The following is a 23,383-nucleotide window of genomic DNA, read 5'->3' as shown; positions in this document are numbered from 1 at the left end:
GCCGCATGACACCTGACGCACCGACCGTGTCGGTCATCATCCCCAACTACAACTACGAGAAGACACTGCCCGCGTGCCTGGACGCCGTCTTCGCCCAGACGCTCCAGCCGCTGGAGGTCATCGTGGTCGACGACGCCAGCACGGACCGCTCCAGGGAGATCATCCGCGGCTATCCGTGCCGACTGATCGAGAACCCGGGCAACAGCGGTGTCTCGGCGGTCCGCAACCGCGGCGCCGCCGCGAGCCGGGGCGACATCCTCTTCTTCGTCGACTCCGACGTGGCCCTCGCGCCCGACGCGCTGGAGAACGCCGTCCGCGTCCTCACCGACGATCCCGACTGCGGCTTCGTCCACGGCGTTCCGGCCACCCAGCCGCTCTTCGACGACGGCCCCGTCGAGCGCTACCGGGTGCTGCACGCCCACTACTTCCACCGCCGCAGCGTCGGCGTCGTGGCCTCGGCCTTCTTCGCGCTGGGCGCCGTCCGGCGCGAGGTCTTCGAGACCGTCGGCCCACTGAACGAGCGGCTGCGCGACTCGGAGGACCTGGAGTACAGCAACCGGCTGCGCGGCCGCTGCCGCATCCGCCTGACGGACACCATCACCGGCCGGCACGACGACGCCGACAGCCTGCGCGCCCTCCTGCGCGAACAGGCCAGGCGGGCCCAGCTGCTGATCCCGTTCGCGGCGGCACACCGGGCCCAGCACAACGCGGTGCGGGCCCACAGCATGACCGGTGTGCTCGCGGTCGCCCTGACCATGGCGACCCTGCCCCTGATACCGCTGGCCCCCCTCGTCCCGGCGCTGTGCCTCCTGGTCGCCGCCGCGTCGGACCCCGGTCTCTCCCGCTTCGTGCTGCGCGAGAGGGGCCCCGGCTTCCTCGCCTACTTCACCGGGGTGCACCTCCTGGTCCAGGCGTCGATCGTCGTGGGCGCCGCATGGGGCGGCCTGCGGATGCTGACGGACCGTCGCTTCGGCCGCCCGGACGCCGGCCGGATCGGGCCTCCCACCGAGGCCTCGGCGCGGTGACGGCCGGCACAGGGACCGCGCCGGACGTCCGGGCGCAGGGGCGCAGCCGCCGGCGCGGAGCACTGTCCGGCGCGTTCGCCCTGGCGGTGCTGGCCGGACTGTGGCTGTCGCTGCACGGCCGGACCGGCGCGTTCACGGACCTCGCGCTGCGCCCCCGGGCGGTCCCCTACCTGGCCGCCGCCTTCGCCGCCAACGCGGTGGGAGTGGCCGTCTCCCTGGTGGCGTGGCGGGCCCTCCTGGACGGGCTCCAGCCCGTGGTGGACCGCCGTACCGCCGCCCGGATCTACTTCACGTCGTTCCTCGGCAAGTACGTCCCCGGCCGCGTCTTCGGCCTGCTCGCCCAGCTCCGCCTGGGCAGGGAAGCCGGCTACTCGGCCTCGGCCATGTCCGGGGTCTTCCTGCTCAACCTCGCGGTCGGCACGCTGACCGGGCTCGCCCTGGGCCTGGTCTGCGGCCCGGGCCTGCTCGGCGGCCGGGCGCCGTGGCTGCTGCTGCCGGCCGCTGCCGTGGGCGCTCTGCTCGCCCGCCCCGCACTGCTCACCGCGATGGTGCGGAAAGCGGCCCGGCTGGCCCGCAGGTCACCTCCCACCCACCTGTCGACCGCCTCCGGACTGCGCCGGGGCATGGCGGCGGCCGCCGTCTCGTGGCTGGTGTCCGGACTTCACCTGTGGTCGCTGGCGGTCCTGTTCGGTGCCGACGCGCTGAAGGCGCTGCCGCTGTGCGTCGGCGGGTTCGCGCTGGCCACCGCCCTCAGCAGCCTGGCCGTCGTCCTGCCGGACGGCTGGGGTGCCCGCGAGGCGATCCTCATGGTGGTGCTCTCGAGCCTGCTGCCCTGGCCGGCCGCCGGAGCGGTCGCAGTGGCCAGCCGCATCGTCTGCACCGCGAGCGAGGTCACGGTCGCCGGCGGCGCGCTGCTGCTCGCCCGCCGCGGTGCCCCCCGCGGACCCGGCAAGGCGGCCCCTCCCCCCTCCCGCTCGACTTCCGCACCGTACGACACACCTAGGACGGGCACCTCATGACCAAGCTGTTGACCCTCGACGACACCCAGGCCCTGACGACGAAGCAGGTGCACGACCTGTACCGGCAGCACGTCAACAAGAGCCAGGTGTCCCTGATGACGTCCTTCGGATTCGGCCGGGAACTGGTCGACCGGGCCGAGGGCGCCTACCTGTACCAGCGCGACGGCCGCCGCATCCTCGACTTCACCGGCGGCGTCGGCGTCCTCAACCACGGACACAACCACCCGAGGATCCTGGCCGCCCGTCGTCGGTTCCAGGAGGAGCAGCGGATGGAGGTGCACAAGACCTACTTCTCGCCCTACGTCGCCGCCCTGGGCCACAACCTGGCGCAGCTGCTGCCCGGCGACCTCGACATGGCCTTCTTCCCGAACTCCGGCGCGGAGGCGGTCGAGGGCGCAGTGAAACTCGCGTACAAGTACCACGGCGGCTCCCGCAACCGCGTCCTGCGCGCCGACATCGCCTTCCACGGCAAGCTGCTCGGCTCGGGAAGCCTCACCGGCCAGGCACAGGAGACGTTCCGGTTCCCCGGCATCGACGGAGTCGTCGCCTACCCCTACGGCGATCTCGACGCCATCCGAGCGGAAGTCGCCAACTCCCGTACCTCGAAGGGCGAGAGCGACGTCTACGCGATCCTCGTCGAACCCTTCAGTGCCTCCACCATGCAGTGGTGCTCGGAGGAGTTCCTGCGCGGCCTGCGCGACCTGTGCACGCGGGAGGACATCGTCCTGATCTTCGACGAGATCTACACCGGCTGGGGGAAGACCGGCAGTCTCTTCTACTTCATGCGCTACCCGGACCTCGTACCGGACGTGGTGACGACCTCCAAGTCCTTCGGCGGCGGCAAGTCGTCCATCTCGGCCTACGTCGCCCGCCGGCCCGTCTTCCGCCGGGCCTACGACAACATGATGGACGCCCTCCTGCAGAGCACGAGCACCACGTACTACGGCTTCGGCGAGGAGACGGCCACCGCCATCGAGGCGGTCAACATCGTGGTGGAGGACGACTACCCCGCGCGCGCCCGCGCCATCGAGCGGATCCTCGCACCGGGGCTGGAACGCATCGCGAAGGAACACTCCGAGACCGTCGCGGAGGTACGCGGCGCGGGCGCCCTGCACGGCGTCTTCCTGCGGCAAGGGCCCAAGGTGCTGGAACTCGCGGCCAAGCTGGTGCCCGGCGGGATGACCAAGGACCCCCGCTTCCTCACCAAGCTGATCACCTCGTCGGTGGTGAACGCGCTCTACCGCGACCACGACGTCTACGCGTACTACACGCTCAACGGGCGCAACCCGCTGGTCGCCGCCCCGCCCCTGATCGTGGAACAACCCGAGGTCGAGCGCTTCCTGGACGCGCTGGACCACACCCTGGCCAAGGGACTCCCGCGGCTGCTCACCAAGTTCGTCTCGGAGAAGGTGTCGTCGCTGTGGTGATGAACGTAGTGGTGACGGGCGGAGCCGGAATGCTGGGCTCCACCCTGACCGGGAAACTGCTCGACGAGGGACACCACGTCCACTGCGTGGACCTCCGTGAACCCGACCCCGCCCACTTCACCGGCTCCCGCCCGGGCGGTGAACGGCCGGAGCGACTCGACGTCACCGTCGCCGACGTCCGCGACGGCGCGGCGATGAAACGGGCGCTCGCCGACGCCGACGCGGTGGTGCACTGCGCCGCCGCGCTGCCCAGCTACCCGACCGACCAGATACGTTCGGTCATCGTCGACGGCACCCGGAACATGCTCGATACCGCCGCGGCCCACCGGATCCCCCGGTTCGTGCACATCTCCTCGACCGCTGTCTACGGCCTGCCCACGGTCGTGCCGACCACCGAGGAGTACCCACGCCGGCCCGTGGACACCTACAGCGCCGCCAAGGCCGAGGCGGAGGAGGTCTGCGAGCGTTACCGCGGCGGCGCGACGTGCCTGCCCATCCTGCGCCCCAAGACCTTCCTCGGCCCGGGCCGCATGGGCCTGTTCGCGATGCTCTTCGAGTGGGCCGAGGAGGGACGCAACTTCCCGGTGCTGGGCCGGGGCGACGTACGCATCCAGATGTTCGACGTCAACGACCTCGTCGACGCCGTGATCACCACGCTGCACGCCCCACCCGAGAAGGCCGACGGCACCTTCAACCTCGGCGCGACCTCCTTCGGCACGATCCGGGAGAACTTCCAGGCCGTGCTGGACGCCGCCGGCCACGGGCGGCGGGTCGTGTCGGTCCCGGCCAGGCCGGCCGTCACCGCCCTGGGCCTGCTGGAGCGCACCCGGCTCTCCCCCGTCTACGGCCGGCTGCTGCACAAGCTGCTCGACGACTCCTTCGTCAGCACCGACCGCGCCCGGGAGCAACTGGGCTTCACCCCCCGCTACTCCAACGAGGACTCCATCCTGCGCACCTACGCCTGGTGGCGGGAACAGCGGCAGCGCGCCGCGCACACCGCACACCGGCCCGCGGCCGGTGGTGTCACCAGCGTCGAACCCTGGCGGCAGGGGGCGCTCTCCCTCGCCAAGGTCTTCTTCCGGCCGCCGCTCCGAAGGGGAAACCATGTCTGACCGCCAGCCCCTGGTGTCGGTCATCGTGCCGAACTACAACTACGCCAAGTCACTCGGCCTGTGCCTGGAGGCGATCCAGAGACAGGACTACCCCGCCCTCGAGATCGTCCTGATCGACGACTGCAGCACCGACGACTCCGTGAGCGTCGCGGCCGGCCTCGGCATCAGGGCCATCAGCACCGGCACCAACGGCGGTGTCTCGGTGGCCCGCAACCTGGGCGCCGCGCACGCCCGGGGGGAGATCCTGCTCTTCGTCGACTCCGACGTGGCCCTCGCCCCGGACGCCGTGTCGCAGTCGGTCCGCCTGCTGCGCGCCGACCCGGGCCTGGGAGCCGTCTGCGGGATCTACGACCCGGACCCGCTCATCAGGGACAGCCGCATCGAGGAGTACCGCTGCCTCCAGCAGTACTACGCACTGGTCAGCTCCGAAGGGCGGATCAGCACCGTCCACACCAACACCTTCGCCATCCGCGCCGACGTCTTCGCCGAACTCGGCGGATTCAACCCCCTGCTGCGCCACACCGAGGACCAGGACTTCGGCCTGCGCCTCGCCATGCGCTACGGGGCGCTCAGCACCTCGGACGTGGTGGGCCGGCACGACAACGACGACACGCTGAGACTGGTGCTCCGCAAGGTCTACCAGCGCATCTACCTCGCCATGCCGCTGTACCTGCGCCGGCGCGGACTCCCCGGCGGGTACGCCTCCGGGCCCCGCGCCTGGGCCAGCGCGGTCTGCCTGCTGGCCGTGGCCGCAACTCTGCTGCCGCTGCTGCTGGGCGCGGCCTGGGCCGTCGCCCCGCTGCTGCTGCTCGGCGCCGGGCTCGCCTGCGACAGCGGGCTGTACCGTTGCGTCGTGCGGCACAAGGGGTGGGGCTTCCTCCCGTACTTCATGGCGGTCAACGTCCTGGTGAACCTCACCGTGGGGGTCGGGGTACTGGCCGGCGGCCTGCGGTGTGTGGTCTCCCGCCGGTTCCGTGAGGTCTACGACGCCGCCCTGGGCTCGGGGGTGACAGCTTCAGCATGACGACGCTCGACGCCGTCCTGACGGCCGGTGCCGTGGGGTGGCTGCTCTTCCAGGTGGCGGACCGGCTGCTGACCAATCGGCGGTGGTGGTGGGCGACGACGGACGTACTGCCGCCGCCCGTCCAGGTCCTCCTCCCGGCGATGCTGCTGGCGGGCGCGGCGGCCACGAGCGGCGGTCCGCGCTGGTGGACCGCCGCCGCGGCGGTGCTCGCGCTCGCCCTGGGCCTGCGGCACTCCGGGCTGGCGCCGCGCGCACCGCGGAACATCCTGCGCGCCGGCCGTTCCGCGGAAGGGGTCCGCCTCGTCTGCTGGAACACGCAGCACTGGGACGAGAACGTCGACACGGAGGCCTTCTATGCCTTCCTCCGACGGCTCGACGCCGACGTCTACCTCCTCCAGGAGCACATCTACGACGCCGGCGTGCACGCTCCGCCGGTCCCGGTGGACTTCCGGCAACGCCTGATCCGTGAGTTCCCCGGCCACCACGTCCTGGTCCGGGGGCAGTTCGTCACGATGACCCGCTTCCCCGTCGTCGCGACACCCGACATCGGGGCCCCCGAGGTGTTCCGGGTGGACCTGCGCGTCGACTCCGCCCCCGGCTCCCCCGTGCTGTCCACGTACAACGTGCACCTGCCGGTGCACGTGTTCCTGGAGAACCCCTTCAGGCTCGGTCTCTACCAGGAGATCAAGGAACGGGTACTGAGCCGGAACCGCCAACTGGACCAGCTGATCGCGGACGTCCGCGGCAACGAACACCCCGCGCTCGTCGCCGGCGACTTCAACCTCAGCCGCGCCCTCGGCGACATCGCGCGCCTGTCGGCCGTGGCCACGGACGCCCTGTGCGCCACCCGCTCCCTCTACCCCGTCAGCTGGCACCGGGGCAAGCGTTGGCTCCGCTGGTGGCGCCTCGACCTGGCCTTCACCACCCAGGGCGCCCACGTCCACCGCTACCGCTTCCGCGATCCCGAGAACCTCTCGGACCACGCGGTCCAGGAGCTGCGCGTGGACGTCCGCGAACCGATCTGACCACCCCCTCGGCTCCCGGGGCGCGGGACACCCCCTGCGGGTGCCGCGCCCCGTGCCGCGTAGGGGCGGAGGTCAGTCCTCCGCCACGGGGGGCAGCGTTCCGGTGCGTGCCATCCGCGCGTACCAGTGGGCGCTCGACTTCGGCGTCCGGGCCAGCGTGGCGTAGTCCACGTACACCGCGCCGAACCGCTTGGCGTAGCCGAACGACCACTCGAAGTTGTCCATCAGCGACCACAGGAAGTAGCCCCGGACGTCCGCGCCGTCGTCGATGGCACGGCGCAACTCCGCCAGGTGACCGTGCAGGTAGGCGACCCGCTCCGCGTCGACGACGCGGCCGTCGGGGTCGGGCTTGTCGTCGTAGGCCGCGCCGTTCTCGGTGATGTACAACGGCAGACCCGGCGCCTCGCGCGTGTAGCGCATGAGCAGGTCGTGCAGGCCGGTCGGATCGATCGTCCAGCCCATCTGCGTGCGCTCCCCGGGCGTCTGGTGGAACATCACGTCGTCCGCGCCCGGCCACGGCGAGTGCGAGCTCGCCCCGTGCCCGTCCGCACGCGGGCCGGACGCCTCCTTCGCGGCGGCCGAGACCAGAGCCGGCGTGTAGTAGTTGAGGCCCAGCGCGTCCAGCGGCTGGTTGATCAGCGCCAGGTCACCGTCCAGCACGTACGACCAGTCCGTGACCGACGCCGTCGCCTCGAACAGCGACTCCGGGTAGGCGCCGTGCAGCATCGGGCCGTGGAAGACGCCGTTGGCCAGGTCGTCGATCTTCCGGCCGGCCGCCAGGTCCGCCGGATCCTGCGAAACGGTGCGCACCGCGGAGGAGTTGAGGCTCACCGCGACCGTGTTGCGGGCCGGCATCACCGACCGCAGCGCCGAGGCGCCGAGGCCGTGCGCCAGGTTCAGGTGGTGCGCCGCCTTCAGGGCCGACTCCGGTTCCGTGCGTCCCGGGGCGTGGACCCCGGAGGCGTAGCCCAGGAAGGCCACGCACCACGGCTCGTTGAGCGTGATCCACTGCTCCACCCGGTCGCCGAGCGCCTCGCCGACGATCCGCGCGTACTCGGCGAAGCGGTACGCCGTGTCGCGCGCCGGCCAGCCGCCCGCGTCCTCCAGATGCTGCGGGAGGTCCCAGTGGTAGAGGGTGATCGCCGGCTTGATGCCGTGGGTCAGCAACTCGTCGACCAGGCGCCGGTAGAAGTCCAGGCCCTTCTGCACGGCCGGGCCCCGGCCCGTCGGCTGGACCCGCGACCAGGAGATGGAGAAGCGGTAGGCACTCAGGCCCAGCTCGGCCATCAGCGCCACGTCGTCGCGGTAGCGGTGGTAGTGGTCGACAGCGATGTCACCGTGGTCACCGTCGGTCGTCTTGCCGGGCGTGTGGCTGAAGGTGTCCCAGATGGACGGGGTACGGCCGTCCTCCCGCACAGCGCCCTCGATCTGGTACGCGGAGGTCGCCGCGCCCCAGAGGAAGGTGGGAGGAAAGGTCACCGGGGAGGCCGGCTTTTCGGAGTCAGGCATGGAAGCGCTCCTGTCGGGGGTCGTGAGACCGACGTGGTGGAGGAAGGAGGAAGGAGGCCGGGGCGGCTGTGACCCGGTTCTCGGGAGAACGGACCCGGGCGTCAGCCCTTGACGGCGCCCTGCATGATGCCGCCCACGATCTGCTTGCCGAAGATCGCGAAGACCAGCAGCAGCGGCAGCGTGCCGAGCAGCGCGCCCGCCATGATCAGGGACTGGTCGGGGGTGTAGCCGCGGCCCAGGCCGGCTATCGCGACCTGCACGGTCGGGTTGCCCATCTGGGTGAGGACGAGGAACGGCCACAGGAAGTCGTTCCAGGTCTGCACGAACGTCAGCATGCCCAGCACGGCCATCGCGGGCCGCGCGGCGGGGAAGACCACATGCCACATCACCCGCCAGCTGCTCGCGCCGTCCACGCGGGCGGCCTCGATGATCTCGTCCGGCAGCGCCTGGATCAGATACTGGCGCATGAAGAACACGCCGAACGCGCTGACCAGCGAAGGGAAGATCACCGCCTGCAGCTGGTCGGTCCAGTCCAGCTTGGCGACCATCATGTAGAGCGGGATCACGCTGAGCTGTGGCGGCACCATCATCGTGCCGATCACGATCAGCATCATGGCGTTGCGGCCCTTGAACCGCAGCTTGGCGAAGGCGAACCCGGCGACCGTCGAGAGGAACACGATGGTCGCCGCGGACGTACCCGCCACGATCGTGGTGTTGAAGAAGGCCTCACCGAGGTTGGCGTCCGTCCAGGCGATCTCCAGTTTGTCGAAGAGGCCCGAGCCGAACCAGAACGGCGGTGGGGACTGCGCCAGCCGGCTGTTGTCACGGGAGGCGGCGATCGCCGTGAACACCAGCGGGAACAGCGAGCCGACGGTGAACAGGGCCAGGATCACGTAGGCGACCGGCCCGGCGTGCAGCGTCCCGCCGGCCCGCGCGGACTTCGGCAGGCGGGAGCGCTTCTGCTCCTTGGCGGACGTCGTGTCGGGGGGTGTCACAGTCGTCGTCACGGCCACAACTCCTTAACTACTGGCGCGCAGCCGGCGCGAGAGGACGTAGTTGACGATGCCGATGACGATCAGGATCAGGAACATCGTCCACGCGATCGCCGAGGCCCGGCCCAGGTGCTGGTTCACCCAGCCCTGCTCGTACAGATACAGACCCAGCGTCTGGAACTGGTGCTCCGCACCGCCGGAGGCGCCCTTGGAGGCGTCGAACAGCAGGGGCTCACCGAAGACCTGGCTGGCGCCGATGGTCGACACGACGCAGGTGAACAGGATCGTCGGCCGCAGCGACGGCAGCGTCACATGGAGGAACTGCTGCCAGCGGTTGGCCCCGTCCAGGGCCGCCGACTCGTACAGGTCACTCGGGATGGCCTGCATCGCCGCCAGGTAGATCAGGGCGTTGTAGCCGGTCCAGCGCCAGATGATGATCGTCGAGACGGCGATCTTCGAGGCCCACGTGTCGTTCTGCCAGTCGACGTGGTCGATGCCGGCCTGGCCCAGCGCCCAGTTGATCATGCCGTAGTCACGGCCGAAGAGCAGCACGAAGACCAACGAGGCGGCCGCGATCGAGGTGGCGTACGGCGCGAGCATGATGACCCGGTAGAAGGTGGAGCCACGCAGCTTGTAATTGAGGATGTGGGCGATGCCCATGGCCATCGCCAGCTGCGGAACGGTGGAGATGATCCCGATGAGCAACGTGTTCTTCGCGGCGTTCCAGAAGAAGTCGTCGTCGAAGATGCGGGTGTAGTTGTGCAGCCCCACCCAGTGCATGTCGGTGGGAGCCGTCAGTTCGACCTGGTGCAGCGACGCCCAGCCCGTGTAGATCAGCGGGAACAGGCCGAACGCGATGAACAGCAAGAAGAACGGCGAGACGAAGGCGTACGGGCTCCAGCGCACGTCCCGCTGCCAGCGGCGGGACAGCCGGGCCCGGCGGCGCTCGTCCACGGAGGCGGACGCCCCGCCCCAGCCGGGGCGGGCCGGGGCCGCGCCCCCCTCCTCGGAAGGGGGCGCGGCGGTGTCGTGACGGGTGGCCATACCGGTCACTGGTCCAGGTTGTTGTCGATGGTCTTGACCGCCGTGTTCCAGGCCTCCTCCGGCGACTTGCCCTTCGTCATCAGGATGAGGCCGTTGTCGTTCAGACCCGACAGGATGACCTGGTCCTTGGGGCCGATCACCTGGACCGGCGTCGTCTTGGCGGCCTCGGCGAAGACCTTGCCGACCGGCGCGTCACCGGTCATCTCGTTCTTCGAGTTCAGCACCTCGGGCGTGGTGTACGTGGACGGTGCGCTCGGGAAGTTGCCCTGCACCTTGAACAGCTTCGTCTGCTGCTCCGGGGCGGTCAGCCAGGCGGCCAGCTTCAGGGCCTCCTGCACGTTCTTGCCGCTCTTGGGGACGGTGAGGAAGGCTCCGCCCCAGTTGCCGGACTTCGGTGCGACGGCGACGCCCCACTTGCCCTTGGCCTCCGGCTTCGAGTGTTCCTTGAGCGTGCCGAGCATCCAGGGCGGGCAGGCGATCGCGGCGAACTTGCTGTTGGCGACCGAGGTGTTCCAGTCCGGCTGGAACTGGGTCTGGGCGCCGACCAGGCCGTCCTTGGTGGCCTGCGCGGTCTTCATGAAGGAGTCCTTGACGGCCGGGTTCGTCTTGTAGATGACCTTGCCGGACTCGTCGTAGAACCTGATCTTCTCACTGCCGAGAACGGCGTCCATCAGACCACCGGGGGAGTCCATGAAGGTGGTGCCCTCGGGGGCCTTCTTCTTGTACTCCTTGCCGACCTCGATCAGCTTCTGCCAGTCGCCCGCCCACCGCTGGGCCAGCTCTTCGGGGTCGGTCGGCAGCCCGGCCTTCTCGAATAGGTCCTTGCGGTAGCAGATCGCCACCGGCCCCACGTCGGTGCCGAGACCTATCGTCCGGCCGTCCTTCGCGGTGGCCTGCTGCCACTTCCAGTCCAGCCAGGTGTCCGGCTTCACCCCCGGCGCCTTCGAGACGTCCTCCAGCTTGTCCGCCTGCGTGTTGACCACCTCGGCGATGTTGCCGACCTCGACGGCCTGGATGTCCATCAGGCCCGCGTTGGTGGTGAGGTGGTTGACCAGCGCCGGGTAGTAGTTCTCGTTCCGCTGGGTGACGTTCTCCTGGATCTTGATGTTCGGGTGGAGCTTCTCGTACTCGGCGTAGAGACCGGCCTCCTTGTAGCCGAAAGTGCCGAAGAGGCCAAGGCTGACGACGGTCTTGCCGTCACTGCCACCCGGTGAGTCCGAGTCCTTGCCGCCATCGTCGGCACAGCCGGCCAGCAGCCCGATGCCGAGCGACGTCACGGCCGCCAGCACTGCCGCCTTGCGGGCGGCGCGGGTAGGTGCTCGCATTGAGGTCCTCCTGTTGCCCTGACGTGCCGACCCCCCGGCCAACTGCACTGCTTGGGCCCGTTTTCGCTCGCTTCGGCTCGGGCGGGGAACGTGCGGGTTGTGTATGAGTCAGGTACTGTGGGAGCGCTCCCACCGGTGATGTGTTGAAGGTTCGCCGGTCGGGGCGGGGGTGTCAAGGGACGAGACGCGGAGAGATGTGTTCAGTTATCGGGCTGTTAACTGGACTTGAGGCGCCGCAGGACCGCTGCCGGCGATGACTCGATTCGGCCGGTGGGTGCTCGCCCGCAGTGCCGTAGGGGCTGAAGCGGAGGCGCCCGGCCGGCGGCGCTCCGGCAGCGGCCACCACCTCTGACACGGCTGTTAGATTCCAGCCAGCGGGACATACGACGGAAGGCGGAGCCCATGGCAAGCCACGCAGCGCGGGGCCGGAGCGGGGGCCGGCCCACCCTCGAGGAGGTGGCGGCGCGTGCCGGCGTCGGCCGCGGCACGGTATCCCGAGTGATCAACGGCTCGCCCCGGGTCAGCGACGTGACCCGCGCCGCCGTCGAGGCGGCGGTCGCCGAGCTCGGCTACGTACCGAACCCGGCCGCCCGGGCCCTGGCCGCCAATCGCACGGACTCGATCGCCCTGGTCGTGCCCGAGCCGGAAGCCCGGTTCTTCGCGGAGCCGTACTTCTCGGACATGCTGAAGGGCGTCGGGGCGGCGCTGTCCGACACGGAGATGCAGCTGCTGCTGATCTTCGCGGGCAGTGACCGCGAACGCGCCCGCCTCGCCCAGTACCTGGCGGCCCACCGTGTGGACGGCGTCCTGCTGGTCTCGGTGCACGCCGACGACCCCCTGCCCGACCTGCTGGCCCAGCTGGAGATCCCGGCGGTGATCAGCGGTCCGCGCTCGGCGGCGGAGACGCTGCCCTCGGTCGACTCGGACAACTACGGCGGTGCCCGCCAGGCCGTCGAGCACCTGCTGTCCCGGGGCCGCAGCCGGGTGGCCCACATCACCGGCCGCCTCGACGTCTACGGTGCCCAGCGCCGAGTCGACGGCTACCGCGAGGCCATGAGCGACGCCGGCCTCGGGGTGGACGAGGGGCTGATCGAGGCGGGGGACTTCACGGAGGAGGGCGGCCACCGGGCCATGGAGGTCCTGCTGGAGCGCCACCCCGACATCGACGCGGTCTTCGCCGCCTCCGACGTCACCGCGTCCGGAGCCCGCCGGGCGCTGCGCGAGGCGGGCCGCCGCATCCCGGAGGACGTGGCGCTCGTCGGCTACGACGACTCCGCCATCGCCCGCCACATGGAGCCGCCCCTGACCAGCGTCCGCCAGCCCATCGAGGAGATGGGCCGCCGGATGATAGACCTCCTGCTCACCGAGGTCGCCGACCGCCGCCCGCTGGCGTCCCGGGGCCTGGACCGCCGCCAGATGGTCCTGGCCACGGAACTGGTGTCCCGCTCGTCGTCGTGAGCGAACTCGGGACCGCCGTGCTCCGACTGTTCGCTTTCGGCGCGTTCCACCTGGGCCCCTGGCACGGCACAGGGGAGCAACTGGCGGTGGTCGGGCGGGCCGTTCGGGATGATCCGGGTGAACGGTTCAGCGGTGTGGAGGAGTTGGTGGCGGCGTGGCGGTCGGTGACGTGAGGCCGGGGTGGCGTCGCAGGGCGTCCAGGCCGTCGGGCACGAACAGCCGCTCCCGGCTGACCTCCCGGAATGCCGCTTCGCTGAACCAGCCGTGCCAGGCGATCTCGGACGGGTCGGGGGTGAGGCGCTCGGGGACGACGGCCTCGTGCACCGCGAGCCAGTAGGGGCTGATCGCCCCACGGCAGAGGAACGAGAACACGAACCGCACCCCCGCCCGGACACCCAGCTCCTCCGCCAGCTCCCGGACCGCCGCCTCCTCGTACGACTCGCCGACCGCGACGCCACCGCCGATCAGCCAGTCGTGGTGGCCCGGGAAGCGGGACACATGTTCCGGCCTGCGGTGCACCAGGACCCGCCCCCGCGCGTCCCGGCAGACCGTCGTCGCGACCCGGTGCAGCCAGCCCTTGCGGACCGCCTCGTCCCGGTCGACCACCCCGACGACCCGGTCCTGCTCGTCGACCCGTTCCACCAGCTCGCCCATGGGCCTCACGATCGCACGCCCTCATACCCGCGCCGGGGCCGGCCGGCGCACCAGGTACACCGCCGCCGTCACGACCAGCACCGCCATGCACGCGATGAACACCAGCCCCGCACCCTCCAGACCGATCGGACCGGTCAGCAGACCGACGCCGATCACCGGGAGGGAGATGCCCGCGTAGGCCACCACGAACAGGGTCGAGATCACCGCGGCGCGCATGTGTGCGGGGGAGGCCCCGGCCACGTCGGACAGAGCGCCGCGGAACGCCAGGCCCTGGCCGATGCCGCCGATGAGCGCGCTCGCGATGAGCAGGGCCATCCGGTCCCACCGCAGCGCACCGGCGAGCAGCGCAAGGCCGGCGAGGAGCCCGGCGCACCCCAGCGGCAGGGAGCGCCGTACGCCGACCCGGCCGACCGCGAGTTGCCCGGCCGTCGACGAGAAGAAGGCCAGCGCGACGATCAGCCCGCTCACGGCGTGGTCGTCCACGTCCAGGGACTCCACGAGGAAGGCCGGGCTGACCGAGGTGAACACCCCGAACAGGGCGAATCCGACGAAGGAGGCGGTGGCAGCGGGACCGAACACCGCCCGCACCTGCGGGGGCAGCGCGGGCCGCTGCGGGCGTACGGCGCTCAGCGGCTGCCGGTCCGCTACCGTCTCCGCGAGCCACAGCAGCACGGCGGCCGAGGCGGCCACCAGTGCGAGGTGGGTGACGAACGGCAGATACAGCGGCCAGGGTGCGTACTGCGCGAGAAGCCCGGAGAGCAGGGGACCGCAGCCCAGCCCGCCCATGTTGGCGGCGGTCGCCACGAACGTGGCCCGGGCGGCACCGCCCTCGGGCGCCAGCTCCATCACGTACGCCGTGGCCGCGCCGGTGAACAGCCCGGCGGACAGCCCCGACAGCAGCCGCCCGGCGTAGAGCCAGCCGAGGCCGGTGGCACTGAGGAAACAGACGGCGCTCAACGCCGCGAAACCAAGGCCGCACAGCAGCACCGGGCGCCTGCCCACGGCGTCCGAGGCGTTGCCGACCAGGAGCAGCACACCGATCACCGCGAAGGCGTACAGGGCGTACACCACCGTGACCGTCAGCTCGGAGAAGCCGAACTTGTCCTGGTAGAGGGGGTAGAGGGGAGTCGGCAGCGTGGTGCCGGCCATGCAGACGGCGAACACCGCCCCGCTGAGCACACACGCGAGCCATCCCGGGCGTCGACCGTCCATGCCGCCGACGGTAACCAGCCCGCCGCGCCACTCCGGGCAGGCGCGCAAAAAGCTTCAGCCGGTGGCTTCTTCACGAAGCCACCGGCTGATTACTCAGGGTGAGTGACGGGACTTGAACCCGCGGCATCCTGGACCACAACCAGGTGCTCTACCAGCTGAGCTACACCCACCATGACCGGCTTGGAGGTCAGTGACTTCCCTGACCGGCCGAGAAAAAGTGTACAGGGTCCGAAGGGGTGCTCGCGCACGGCTTTTCCCGCGCCGCGCCGACGGGGCCCACGCGCCGCCCCCGACGGGCCACGCCCCGCCTACTGAGCGGGCAGGACGTGCTTCGCCGCGATCGTCTTCGCGGTGTCCGAGTCGGGCCCGGGCTGCGGGACGAACACGGCCTCGCGGTAGTACCGCAGCTCCGCGATCGACTCGCGGATGTCGGCGAGCGCACGGTGGTTGCCGTTCTTCTGCGGACTGTTGAAGTAGGCCCGCGGGTACCAGCGGCGCGCCAGCTCCTTGACCGACGACACGTCGACGATCCGGTAGTGGAGGTAGTTCTCCAGCGTCGGCATGTCACGCAGCAGGAAACCGCGGTCCGTGCCGACGGAGTTCCCGCACAGCGGGGCCTTGCCGGGCTCCTTGACGAACTCCCTCACGTACGTCAGGACCTGGTCCTCGGCGTCCTCGAGGGTGGTCCCGGCGGCGAGCTCCTCGAGCAGACCGGAGGCGGTGTGCATCTGACGCACCACGTCCGGCATCGTCTCCAGCGCCCGGTCCGGCGGCCGGATGACGATGTCCACGCCTTCCCCGAGCACGTTCAGCTCGGAGTCGGTCACGAGGGCGGCCACCTCGATGAGCGCGTCGTCCGACAGCGAGAGGCCGGTCATCTCGCAGTCGATCCACACCATGCGATCGTTCATGTGTCTAACCTTACGGCCCGCCGCCCCCGGCCGGGCCGCCCGTACCGGGAAAGCCGCAGGGCCCGCGGGAGGCATGCTCCTCGCGGGCCCTGCGGCTACCTGTTCACTGCGCGCTGCGCTGCCCGGGCAGGCTCCCCGACAGGGCCGGGGACTGGCCGACCGCGCTCGCCGCCGCCGTACGACGCGACTGCAGCGGCACCGGGTGCTCCGGGTGCAGTGCGGCCGGTGCCTGGCCCGGCTGGCCCGGGTGCCCGGCGTGGCCCGGATGGCCCGGCATGCCGGACCCGTGGCCGCCCGGTGCGCTCTCGCTCTCCTGGGGCCGCTCGCCCTGCGGACGCCGGGCACGGTACGCCGCCCGGTACGCGGCCGGGGACGAACCCAGCTGGCGGCGGAAGTGCCCACGCAGGGCGACCGGCGACCGGAAGCCGCAGCGCCCCGCCACCTCGTCCACCGAGTAGTCCGACGTCTCCAGCAGACGCTGCGCCTGGAGGACCCGCTGCGTGATCAGCCACTGCAGCGGAGCGCTCCCGGTCAGCGAGCGGAAGCGGCGGTCGAACGTACGCCTGCTCATGTACGCGCGTGCCGCCAGTGTCTCCACGTCGAACTGTTCGTGGAGGTGCTCCAGCGCCCAGGCGACGACCTCGGCGAGCGGGTCGGCGCCGATCTCCTCGGGTAAAGACCTGTCGAGGTAGCGCTCCTGCCCGCCACTGCGGCGCGGTGGCACGACGAGCCGCCTGGCCAGGGCCCCGGCCGCCTCGTTCCCGTGGTCCGTGCGCACGATGTGCAGGCACAGGTCGATGCCCGCCGCGGTGCCCGCCGACGTCAGCACGTCGCCGTCGTCGACGAACAGCTCCCGCGGGTCCACGTGCACCGACGGATAGCGCTTGGCCAACGTCGGTGCGTACATCCAGTGCGTCGTCGCGGGACGGCCGTCCAGCAGGCCGGCCGCCGCGAGCACGAAGGCGCCGGTGCACAGCCCGACGATGCGGGCGCCCTCCTCGTGGGCGCGGCGCAGCGCGTCCAGCGCCTCCTCCGGTGGCGGAGAAGTGATCGAACGCCAGGCCGGTACGACGACCGTGCCCGCGCGCGAGATCGCTTCCAGGCCATGTGGTGCGGTGAGTTCGAGTCCTCCTGTGGTCCGTAGCGGACCTTCCTCGCCCCCGCACACCAGTAGTCGGTAGCGCGGTACGCCGGCGTCCTGGCGGTCAACCCCGAACACCGACAACGGTATGGAACTCTCGAAGATGGGGCCGCCGCTGAACAGCAGCACCGCGACGATCTCCTTGCGGCGTCGCCCGGAAAGCTTCCGGGCCGCGGCTTCCGGCGCGGCAGTGGAGTCGTGGCTCATACTGCTAAGCCCCCCTCGGTGGTCGCGGCTCCTCGGTTGTGTCGCTCCTGCACGTTTCCCCTCGGTCCTGCACGAGTCCCCCGCCGTAGACAGTCAAGATCGAATCTACTGTGTGCCGTCGTACCGAAGTGGCCGGTTCACCACTCGGCACATTGTCGACTTGGCAACTTGGCGTAAAGCATTCGATCACGAAGCGTTGCACTCGTGGGGCGTGCAGGGAAGTGCGCCTCGTCGCAGTGGCCAATCCACGTAGGGTGCGCGGACCCCCTGAGGCCCTTTCCGTGCAGGTCGAACGGGGGTTGGGGGGTGGTTGGACGGGGGGATGGGCAGGTACCGGAAGTTGGCTGAAAAGCGCCGTGTGCGTGCGCGGAAACCGGTCAGCCGACCGGTGTATCTCCGCCGGTGTGCCGTCCGCCGCGGTGCGACCCCGTTCCGGTGCGGTGCCGCCGGCCCCGGTGGGGTGCCCGGTCCTCGGCCGCCAGCCGGGCCGCGCCGCGCTCGGACTGGCGCAGCAGGACGCGGCAGGCGCCCGTGACGGCCGCGAGCCCGAGGGCCGTGCCGGCGGCACCGGCGAGAGAGGCGCCGTAGCCGAGGAGCACCACCGGGACGAGCAGGCAGCTGAAGGCAGCCCAGCGAACCACATCCGTCGCGGTGTCCCGCGGCGGCGGGGTCGCGCGGTCCGCCTCGGCGGCGGGGCGTGGTGCGGACATGGTGCTCCCTGTGGCGTGACTCACGGGGTTCAACGCGCGTCCGGGGCGTCGGTCACTGGCCGCCCGCTTCGCCCCACGTGCCCCACGGGTCAGTGAATCCCGTGCAAACCGCCTGTACAGCGCAGCAACCATTGCGTTACGGGCGGTGCCTCGTGCATGCTCCCTGGAACCCGCACGCACCGTGAGCGGGATCTGGGCTAAGGAGGCGTGGCGCCGTACCCTTGAGGGTATGGGGTTGGGAAGACCATTCCCGGACACAGCTCCGCCGCACACTGTTGTCCCTCCCATACAAGGATCACAACGCCGAGACAGCCATGGCCGGTCACGAATTCTTCGAACCCGCGGACCGCAAGCGGCCCGTCGCCGATCCCACGGCGGCCGAGCCCCTGGCGGCGAAAGAGCCACGCCATTCCTGCGATCCCGCCTTCAAGCACGGGGTCGTCGTCGGCTTCGACGGCTCCACGTCCAGCGAGCGCGCCCTGGCCTACGCCATCGGCATGGCGCATCGTTCCGGGTCGGGTCTGATCATCGTCCACGTCGCCAACCGGCTGCCGACCACGGTGTGGGCCGGTTGCGAGCCGCCGGTGTTCGTGGACGTGCCGGACCACCGCACCGAGGTGCTCGGACTCGAGCTGGCCTGTGCGGACTATCTCGCCGAGGTGCCCTGGATCCTGGTCGAGCGCGGCGGTGACATCTGCCACGAACTCGAAGAGGTCGGCCGGGAGTACGAGGCCGACGCGATCGTCGTCGGCTCCACCCATGGTCTCGTGGGGCGCATCTTCGGCTCCGTCGCCGGGCGCCTCGCCAAGCGGGCGCAGCGGCCCGTGATCGTCATTCCCTGAGCTCCGACTCCCTTGGTGCCACGCGCGAATCTCCTCGCGCGCAGAGGTGTTTGTGCCTTTGTGAAGGGCATATACGGAACACCGCACAACTGCACCTGCACGAAGGGAGCCCGCCGTGGACAAAGACGTCTCCGCGGGAAGCGGAATCACGACCGTGGCCGGTCGACTCGCCCTCGGAATCACCCTGTTGGCCTTCGGGCTGGGGCACACCGCTCTGATCGACGGTGTGTCAGCCGCTGACGCCGCGTCAATCGCCCAGTACGTGGGCGGCATCGCGCTCTTCGTCGCGGGGCTGGTGGCCCTGCGGGAGGGTGACGCCGCCGGTGGTACGGCGTTCTCGGTGCTCGGGGCGCTGTGGTTCACGTGGGCCGTGTCCGACGGCGCCTCCGGCAACGGGGCAGGTCTGTTCCTGCTGTTGTTCGCCCTGGTGACGCTGTCTCTGACGCTCGCGGGCGGAGATCAGCTCGGTCAGGTGACGTACGGGCTGTTCTTCGTCGCCCTGTTGCTCATGGCGGTGGCCGAGTTCGCCGGCGGCGACGGGCTCACCAAGGTGGGCGGCTGGTTCGCCGTGGCCGCGGGAGCGGTTGCCTGGTATGCGGCGACCGCGGCGCTGGCGCACTGGCCTGCGGCGCTTTCGCGGCGGGCTGCCGGCCGGGGCGTGACGGCCACCGGCTGAATCGGCAGCCGATGCCGGGGAGTTGGGCGGCTTCCCGGCGATGAAAACGGACCCCCCCGTGCAGGTGGCAGCACGTGGGGGTCCGTCCCTCTTTTGCGCCTGAACCGGCGCCGCTCTCGCGGACGTGGTTGCTCGCCGCGGGGGTCCTCAATCTTCGCTTCGGTGGTCAGACTTTCCTATTCCACCGTTACCGACTTCGCCAGGTTCCTCGGCTTGTCGATGTCGCGGCCCAGGACCAGGGCCACGTGGTACGCCAGGAGTTGGAGCGGGATGCCCATCAGGATCGGGTCCAGCTCGTCCTCGTTCTTGGGGACGACGATCGTCTCGTCGGCCTTCTCCTGGGGCTGGTGGGCCACGGCGAGGATCTTGCCGCTGCGGGCCTTGATCTCCTCCATGGCGGCGCGGTTCTTCTCCAGGAGATCGTCGTCGGGGACGATCGCGACCGTCGGCAGGGCCGGCTCGATCAGGGCCAGCGGGCCGTGCTTGAGCTCCGAGGCGGGGTAGGCCTCGGCGTGGATGTAGGAGATCTCCTTGAGCTTCAGGGAGGCCTCGCGGGCCACGGGGTAGCCCCGGACGCGGCCGATGAAGAGCATCGAGCGGGCGTCGGCGTACTGCTGGGCCAGCTTCTTGACGTCCTCCTCGCCCTTCATGATCTCGGCGATCTGCGCGGGCAGCTTGCGCAGGCCCTCGATGATCCGCTTGCCGTCCCGGACCGACAGGTCGCGGGTGCGGCCGAGGTGGAGGGCGAGGAGGGCGAAGGCGACCGTGGTGTTGGTGAAGCACTTGGTGGAGACGACGCAGACCTCGGGGCCGGCGTGCACGTAGATGCCGCCGTCCGCCTCACGGGCGATGGCCGAGCCGACCACGTTCACCACGCCCAGGACGCGCGCGCCCTTGCGCTTGAGCTCCTGCACGGCGGCCAGCACGTCGTAGGTCTCACCGGACTGGGAGACGGCGACGTAGAGGGTGTCGGGGTCGACGACCGCGTTGCGGTAGCGGAACTCCGAGGCCGGCTCGGCGTCGGCGGGGATGCGGGCCAGCTGCTCGATCATCTGGGCGCCGATCATGCCCGCGTGGTACGAGGTGCCGCAGCCGAGGATCTTCACACGGCGGATGCGGCGGGCCTCGCGGGCGTCCAGGTTCAGGCCGCCCAGGTGCACGGTGGAGAAGCGGTCGTCGATGCGGCCGCGCAGCACGCGGTCCACGGCGTCGGCCTGCTCGTGGATCTCCTTGTGCATGTACGTGTCGTGGCCGCCCATGTCGTAGGAGGCGGCCTCCCACTCCACGGTGGTGGGCTCGGCGGTGGTGCGGGTGCCCTCGGTGGTGTAGGTGCGGAAGTCGTCGGCCTTGAGGGTGGCCATCTCGCCGTCGTCGAGGGTGACGATCTGGCGGGTGTGGGAGACCAGCGCGGCGATGTCGGAGGCGACGAACATCTCCTTCTCGCCGATGCCCAGGACGACCGGGGAGCCGTTGCGGGCGACGACGATCCGGTCGGGGAAGTCGGCGTGCATGACGGCGATGCCGTACGTGCCCTCGATGACCCGGAGGGTCTCGCGGACCTTGTCCTCCAGCTTGGTCGCCTGCGAGCGGGCGATGAGGTGGACCAGGACCTCGGTGTCGGTCTCGGAGAGGAACTCGACGCCGTCCGCCTCCAGCTTGCGGCGCAGGTCGGAGGCGTTGTCGATGATGCCGTTGTGGACGACGGCGACCTTGCCCTCGGCGTCCAGGTGCGGGTGGGCGTTGACGTCGGAGGGGGCGCCGTGGGTGGCCCAGCGGGTGTGGGCGATGCCGGTCGTGCCCTTGAAGCGGGCCGGGACCTTCGCCTCCAGGTCGCGGACCCGCCCCTTGGCCTTGACCATCTTCAGGCGGCCGCTCGACGGGGTGGTGACGACGATGCCCGCGGAGTCGTAGCCGCGGTACTCCAGGCGCTGGAGGCCCTCCAGGAGGAGGGGCGCGACGTCACGCTTGCCGATGTAACCGACGATTCCGCACATGGATACGTATTCCTAGCCGTAGACGATGCGCCGCAGCTGCCGGAGCGAGAGCTCCGGCGGGGCCACCGCGCGGTATTTGAGGTCCGCCCCGATCCGTTCGAAGATCTCCGCGTTGACCAGGCCCTGGGCCTGGAGCTCGCGGTGGCGGCGACGGACGTATTCCTCGGTCGTCTCGTCGAAGTAGGCGAGCACGTCCTGGATCACGCGCAGCGCCTCGCCCCGGCCGAGGGCGGTGGACCGCGTCAGGTGATCAACCAGTTCGTCGTGCACTCGCTAGATCTTGGGGCACCGGCGACGCTTTCGCAAGAATCCTGCCCGATTTCGGGCAAGCCCTGGTGGGGAGCTTTTGGGGGAACGTTGAACGTGTCATGAGTGCCTGTTCGTGATCCGTCCACCGGACGTCCGGGATCCCGTTGCCCGAGGCGTCGATTTTTGGACGCCATGGACACTCCTCGTATGGGCGTACCGGAGCGGCTCGCCGAGCGCATGAGCATGGCCGAGCAGCACGAGTACCTGCGCGCCAGGTTTTCCCGTCGCACGATGATCAGAGGCGGGGCCGTCACGCTCGGCGCCGTCGCGGGTGGCGCGTTCGTGCCCGGCGCCACCGCACAGGCCGCCGTGCCGACGGCCCGCACCGCCCCGGCGACCGCGTCCGTCGACGGCGCCCTCGTCGCCCCCTTCGGCCGCCACCTCGCGTACGGCACCGACCCGCGCACGGAGATGACCGTCTCCTGGCAGGTCCCCGTCGCCGTCAAGAAGCCCTTCATCCGGATCGGCGCCCACCCCACGGACCTCTCCCGCAAGATCGACGCCGAGGTCCGCACCCTCTTCACGCCCGCCGGAGTCGGCGCGAGCGGCAACCACACCCAGTACTACGTCCACGCCAAGCTGAGCCACCTGAAGCCGGGCCGGACGTACTACTACGGCGTCGGCCACCAGGGCTTCGACCCGGCCGCACCGCACCTGTTGGGCACCCTCGGCACCTTCACCACCGCCCCCGCGCACAAGGCGCCGTTCACCTTCACGGCCTTCGGCGACGAGGGCGTCAGCTACCACGGCCTCGCCAACAACAGCCTGCTGCTCGGCCAGAACCCGGCCTTCCACCTGCACGCCGGCGACATCGCCTACGCCGACCCCTCCGGCTCCGGCCAGACCTCCGACACCGGCTTCGACTCCCGGATCTGGGACCAGTTCCTCGCCCAGACCGAGTCCGTCGCCAAGTCCGTCCCGTGGATGCCCGCCTACGGCAACCACGACATGGAGGCCTGGTACTCGCCCAACGGCTACGGCGGCGAGGAGGCCCGCTGGACCCTGCCCGGCAACGGCCCCGACAAGAAGAACCTGCCGGGCGTCTACTCCTTCGTCCACGGCAACACGGCGATCATCTCGCTCGACGCCAACGACATCTCCTTCGAGATCCCGGCCAACCTCGGCATCTCCGGCGGCACCCAGACCAAGTGGCTGGAGGCGCAGCTCAAGAAGTACCGGGCCTCCCACGACGTCGACTTCATCGTGGTGTTCTTCCACCACTGCGCCTACTGCACCTCCACCTCCCACGCCTCCGAGGGCGGGGTCCGGCAGGAGTGGGTGCCGCTGTTCGAGAAGTACACCGTGGACCTGGTCATCAACGGCCACAACCACCAGTACGAGCGCACCGACGTGATCAAGGGCAACAAGGTCGCCAAGAAGCTCCCCATCGGCGGCACGGCCTACCCCGAGACCGAGGGCGTGGTCTACGTGACGGCCGGTGCGGCCGGGCGCAGCCTCTACGCGTTCAGCGCCCCGCTGTCGTACGAGGGCAACGAGCACGACGTGGACTCCGTCGCCTCGTTCGTCAACGTCAAGGGCGGCAAGCAGAACGAGACCGTCGCCTGGTCCCGGGTGCGCTACCTCGACTACTCGTTCCTGCGCGTGGACGTCGCCCCCGCGCCGAAGGGTCGCCTGGCCACACTGACGGTGCGCGGCATCGCCGAGAGCGGTGACCAGGTCGACCACTTCACGGTGGCGCGCCGGGCGAAGTGAGTGGGGGCTTGTCGCGCGGTTCCCCGCGCCCCTGACGGGGCGCCTCCCGAAGCA

Annotated in this window: 21 protein-coding genes and 1 tRNA gene; 10 read left to right on the top strand and 12 right to left on the bottom strand. The window is 70.5% G+C overall.

All coding sequences use genetic code 11. The features are described from left to right. Nucleotides 1-5 precede the first annotated feature (5 nt). The 6 genes from AB0B29_RS03550 to AB0B29_RS03525 are packed head-to-tail and all read left to right on the top strand — an operon-like array spanning nt 6 to nt 6,632. Nucleotides 6-1,025 carry a glycosyltransferase family 2 protein gene (locus AB0B29_RS03550; protein ID WP_362233385.1) on the top strand — a complete coding sequence of 340 codons (1,020 nt, stop codon included), beginning with the start codon at nt 6-8 and terminating at the stop codon, nt 1,023-1,025. Beyond that, complete coding sequence (locus AB0B29_RS03545; protein WP_362233382.1) at nt 1,022-2,044, top strand: lysylphosphatidylglycerol synthase domain-containing protein; 1,023 nt, start codon at nt 1,022-1,024, stop codon at nt 2,042-2,044. The genes AB0B29_RS03550 and AB0B29_RS03545 overlap by 4 nt, the downstream gene beginning before the upstream one ends. Beyond that, nucleotides 2,041-3,471, top strand: a complete 1,431-nt coding sequence (locus AB0B29_RS03540; RefSeq protein WP_362233379.1) for an aspartate aminotransferase family protein — start codon at nt 2,041-2,043, stop codon at nt 3,469-3,471. The genes AB0B29_RS03545 and AB0B29_RS03540 overlap by 4 nt, the downstream gene beginning before the upstream one ends. Next, nucleotides 3,471-4,583: an NAD-dependent epimerase/dehydratase family protein gene (locus tag AB0B29_RS03535; protein ID WP_362233376.1), complete on the top strand. Its 1,113-nt coding sequence runs from the start codon at nt 3,471-3,473 to the stop codon at nt 4,581-4,583. The genes AB0B29_RS03540 and AB0B29_RS03535 overlap by 1 nt, the downstream gene beginning before the upstream one ends. Beyond that, nucleotides 4,576-5,607 carry a glycosyltransferase family 2 protein gene (locus tag AB0B29_RS03530; RefSeq protein WP_362233374.1) on the top strand — a complete coding sequence of 344 codons (1,032 nt, stop codon included), beginning with the start codon at nt 4,576-4,578 and terminating at the stop codon, nt 5,605-5,607. Before AB0B29_RS03535 ends, AB0B29_RS03530 begins: the two co-directional genes overlap by 8 nt. After that, nucleotides 5,604-6,632, top strand: coding sequence for an endonuclease/exonuclease/phosphatase family protein (locus AB0B29_RS03525; protein WP_362233371.1), 1,029 nt, complete (start codon nt 5,604-5,606; stop codon nt 6,630-6,632). The genes AB0B29_RS03530 and AB0B29_RS03525 overlap by 4 nt, the downstream gene beginning before the upstream one ends. 72 nt (nt 6,633-6,704) lie before the next feature. Here AB0B29_RS03525 and AB0B29_RS03520 read toward each other — a convergent pair whose 3' ends face one another. From AB0B29_RS03520 to AB0B29_RS03505, 4 genes are all read right to left on the bottom strand, one after another. Next, complete coding sequence (locus tag AB0B29_RS03520; RefSeq protein ID WP_362233368.1) at nt 6,705-8,141, bottom strand: GH1 family beta-glucosidase; 1,437 nt, start codon at nt 8,139-8,141, stop codon at nt 6,705-6,707. A 101-nt stretch (nt 8,142-8,242) separates the two neighbouring features. After that, nucleotides 8,243-9,148, bottom strand: coding sequence for a carbohydrate ABC transporter permease (locus AB0B29_RS03515; protein ID WP_362233365.1), 906 nt, complete (start codon nt 9,146-9,148; stop codon nt 8,243-8,245). A gap of 12 nt (nt 9,149-9,160) precedes the next feature. Further along, entirely contained in the window at nt 9,161-10,177 is a 1,017-nt protein-coding gene (locus AB0B29_RS03510) for a carbohydrate ABC transporter permease (RefSeq protein ID WP_362233362.1), read from the bottom strand. Between the two features lie 5 nt (nt 10,178-10,182). Then, the gene (locus AB0B29_RS03505; protein ID WP_362233359.1) at nt 10,183-11,502 is read right to left on the bottom strand and encodes an ABC transporter substrate-binding protein; all 1,320 of its coding nucleotides are present in this window, start codon (nt 11,500-11,502) and stop codon (nt 10,183-10,185) included. Nucleotides 11,503-11,904: 402 nt separating this feature from the next. Here AB0B29_RS03505 and AB0B29_RS03500 point away from each other — a divergent pair, with 402 nt between their 5' ends. Further along, nucleotides 11,905-12,960: a LacI family DNA-binding transcriptional regulator gene (locus AB0B29_RS03500; RefSeq protein WP_362233356.1), complete on the top strand. Its 1,056-nt coding sequence runs from the start codon at nt 11,905-11,907 to the stop codon at nt 12,958-12,960. 126 nt (nt 12,961-13,086) lie between these two features. Here the strand turns inward: AB0B29_RS03500 and AB0B29_RS03495 are convergent, their stop codons facing one another. From AB0B29_RS03495 to AB0B29_RS03470, 6 genes are all read right to left on the bottom strand, one after another. Then, a complete protein-coding gene (locus AB0B29_RS03495; protein WP_362233354.1) occupies nt 13,087-13,614 on the bottom strand; it encodes an NUDIX hydrolase in 528 nt (175 codons plus the stop codon). A 21-nt stretch (nt 13,615-13,635) separates the two neighbouring features. Next, nucleotides 13,636-14,826, bottom strand: coding sequence for an MFS transporter (locus tag AB0B29_RS03490; protein ID WP_362233352.1), 1,191 nt, complete (start codon nt 14,824-14,826; stop codon nt 13,636-13,638). Nucleotides 14,827-14,923: 97 nt separating this feature from the next. Then, nucleotides 14,924-14,996 (bottom strand) — tRNA-His (locus AB0B29_RS03485). Nucleotides 14,997-15,134: 138 nt separating this feature from the next. Further along, nucleotides 15,135-15,737: an oligoribonuclease gene (gene orn, locus AB0B29_RS03480; RefSeq protein ID WP_362233349.1), complete on the bottom strand. Its 603-nt coding sequence runs from the start codon at nt 15,735-15,737 to the stop codon at nt 15,135-15,137. A 103-nt stretch (nt 15,738-15,840) separates the two neighbouring features. Then, nucleotides 15,841-17,085, bottom strand: coding sequence for a helix-turn-helix domain-containing protein (locus AB0B29_RS03475; protein WP_362233346.1), 1,245 nt, complete (start codon nt 17,083-17,085; stop codon nt 15,841-15,843). 377 nt (nt 17,086-17,462) lie between these two features. Further along, the gene (locus AB0B29_RS03470) at nt 17,463-17,795 is read right to left on the bottom strand and encodes a hypothetical protein (RefSeq protein WP_189588726.1); all 333 of its coding nucleotides are present in this window, start codon (nt 17,793-17,795) and stop codon (nt 17,463-17,465) included. Nucleotides 17,796-18,109: 314 nt separating this feature from the next. On the opposite strand from AB0B29_RS03470, the gene AB0B29_RS03465 reads away from it, so the two are divergent. Together AB0B29_RS03465 and AB0B29_RS03460 are read left to right on the top strand one after the other, a co-directional pair. Next, nucleotides 18,110-18,637 carry a universal stress protein gene (locus AB0B29_RS03465; protein ID WP_104779789.1) on the top strand — a complete coding sequence of 176 codons (528 nt, stop codon included), beginning with the start codon at nt 18,110-18,112 and terminating at the stop codon, nt 18,635-18,637. Between the two features lie 115 nt (nt 18,638-18,752). Beyond that, entirely contained in the window at nt 18,753-19,313 is a 561-nt protein-coding gene (locus tag AB0B29_RS03460; protein WP_362233342.1) for a GPR1/FUN34/YaaH family transporter, read from the top strand. A 176-nt stretch (nt 19,314-19,489) separates the two neighbouring features. On the opposite strand, the gene glmS is transcribed toward AB0B29_RS03460, so the two are convergent. Together glmS and AB0B29_RS03450 are read right to left on the bottom strand one after the other, a co-directional pair. Then, complete coding sequence (gene glmS / locus AB0B29_RS03455) at nt 19,490-21,307, bottom strand: glutamine--fructose-6-phosphate transaminase (isomerizing) (protein WP_362233340.1); 1,818 nt, start codon at nt 21,305-21,307, stop codon at nt 19,490-19,492. A gap of 12 nt (nt 21,308-21,319) precedes the next feature. Continuing rightward, the gene (locus AB0B29_RS03450; protein ID WP_352098058.1) at nt 21,320-21,577 is read right to left on the bottom strand and encodes a hypothetical protein; all 258 of its coding nucleotides are present in this window, start codon (nt 21,575-21,577) and stop codon (nt 21,320-21,322) included. Between the two features lie 186 nt (nt 21,578-21,763). Between AB0B29_RS03450 and AB0B29_RS03445 the strand changes: the two genes are divergently transcribed. Further along, nucleotides 21,764-23,329: a purple acid phosphatase family protein gene (locus AB0B29_RS03445; protein WP_362233336.1), complete on the top strand. Its 1,566-nt coding sequence runs from the start codon at nt 21,764-21,766 to the stop codon at nt 23,327-23,329. The last annotated feature ends 54 nt before the right edge of the window (nt 23,330-23,383 follow it).

The sequence above is a fragment of the Streptomyces tibetensis genome (genome assembly GCF_040647715.1).
Lineage (GTDB): Bacteria > Actinomycetota > Actinomycetes > Streptomycetales > Streptomycetaceae > Streptomyces > Streptomyces tibetensis_A.
Note: the sequence above shows the minus strand (reverse complement) of the source record. Positions and strands in the feature narration are given on the sequence as shown.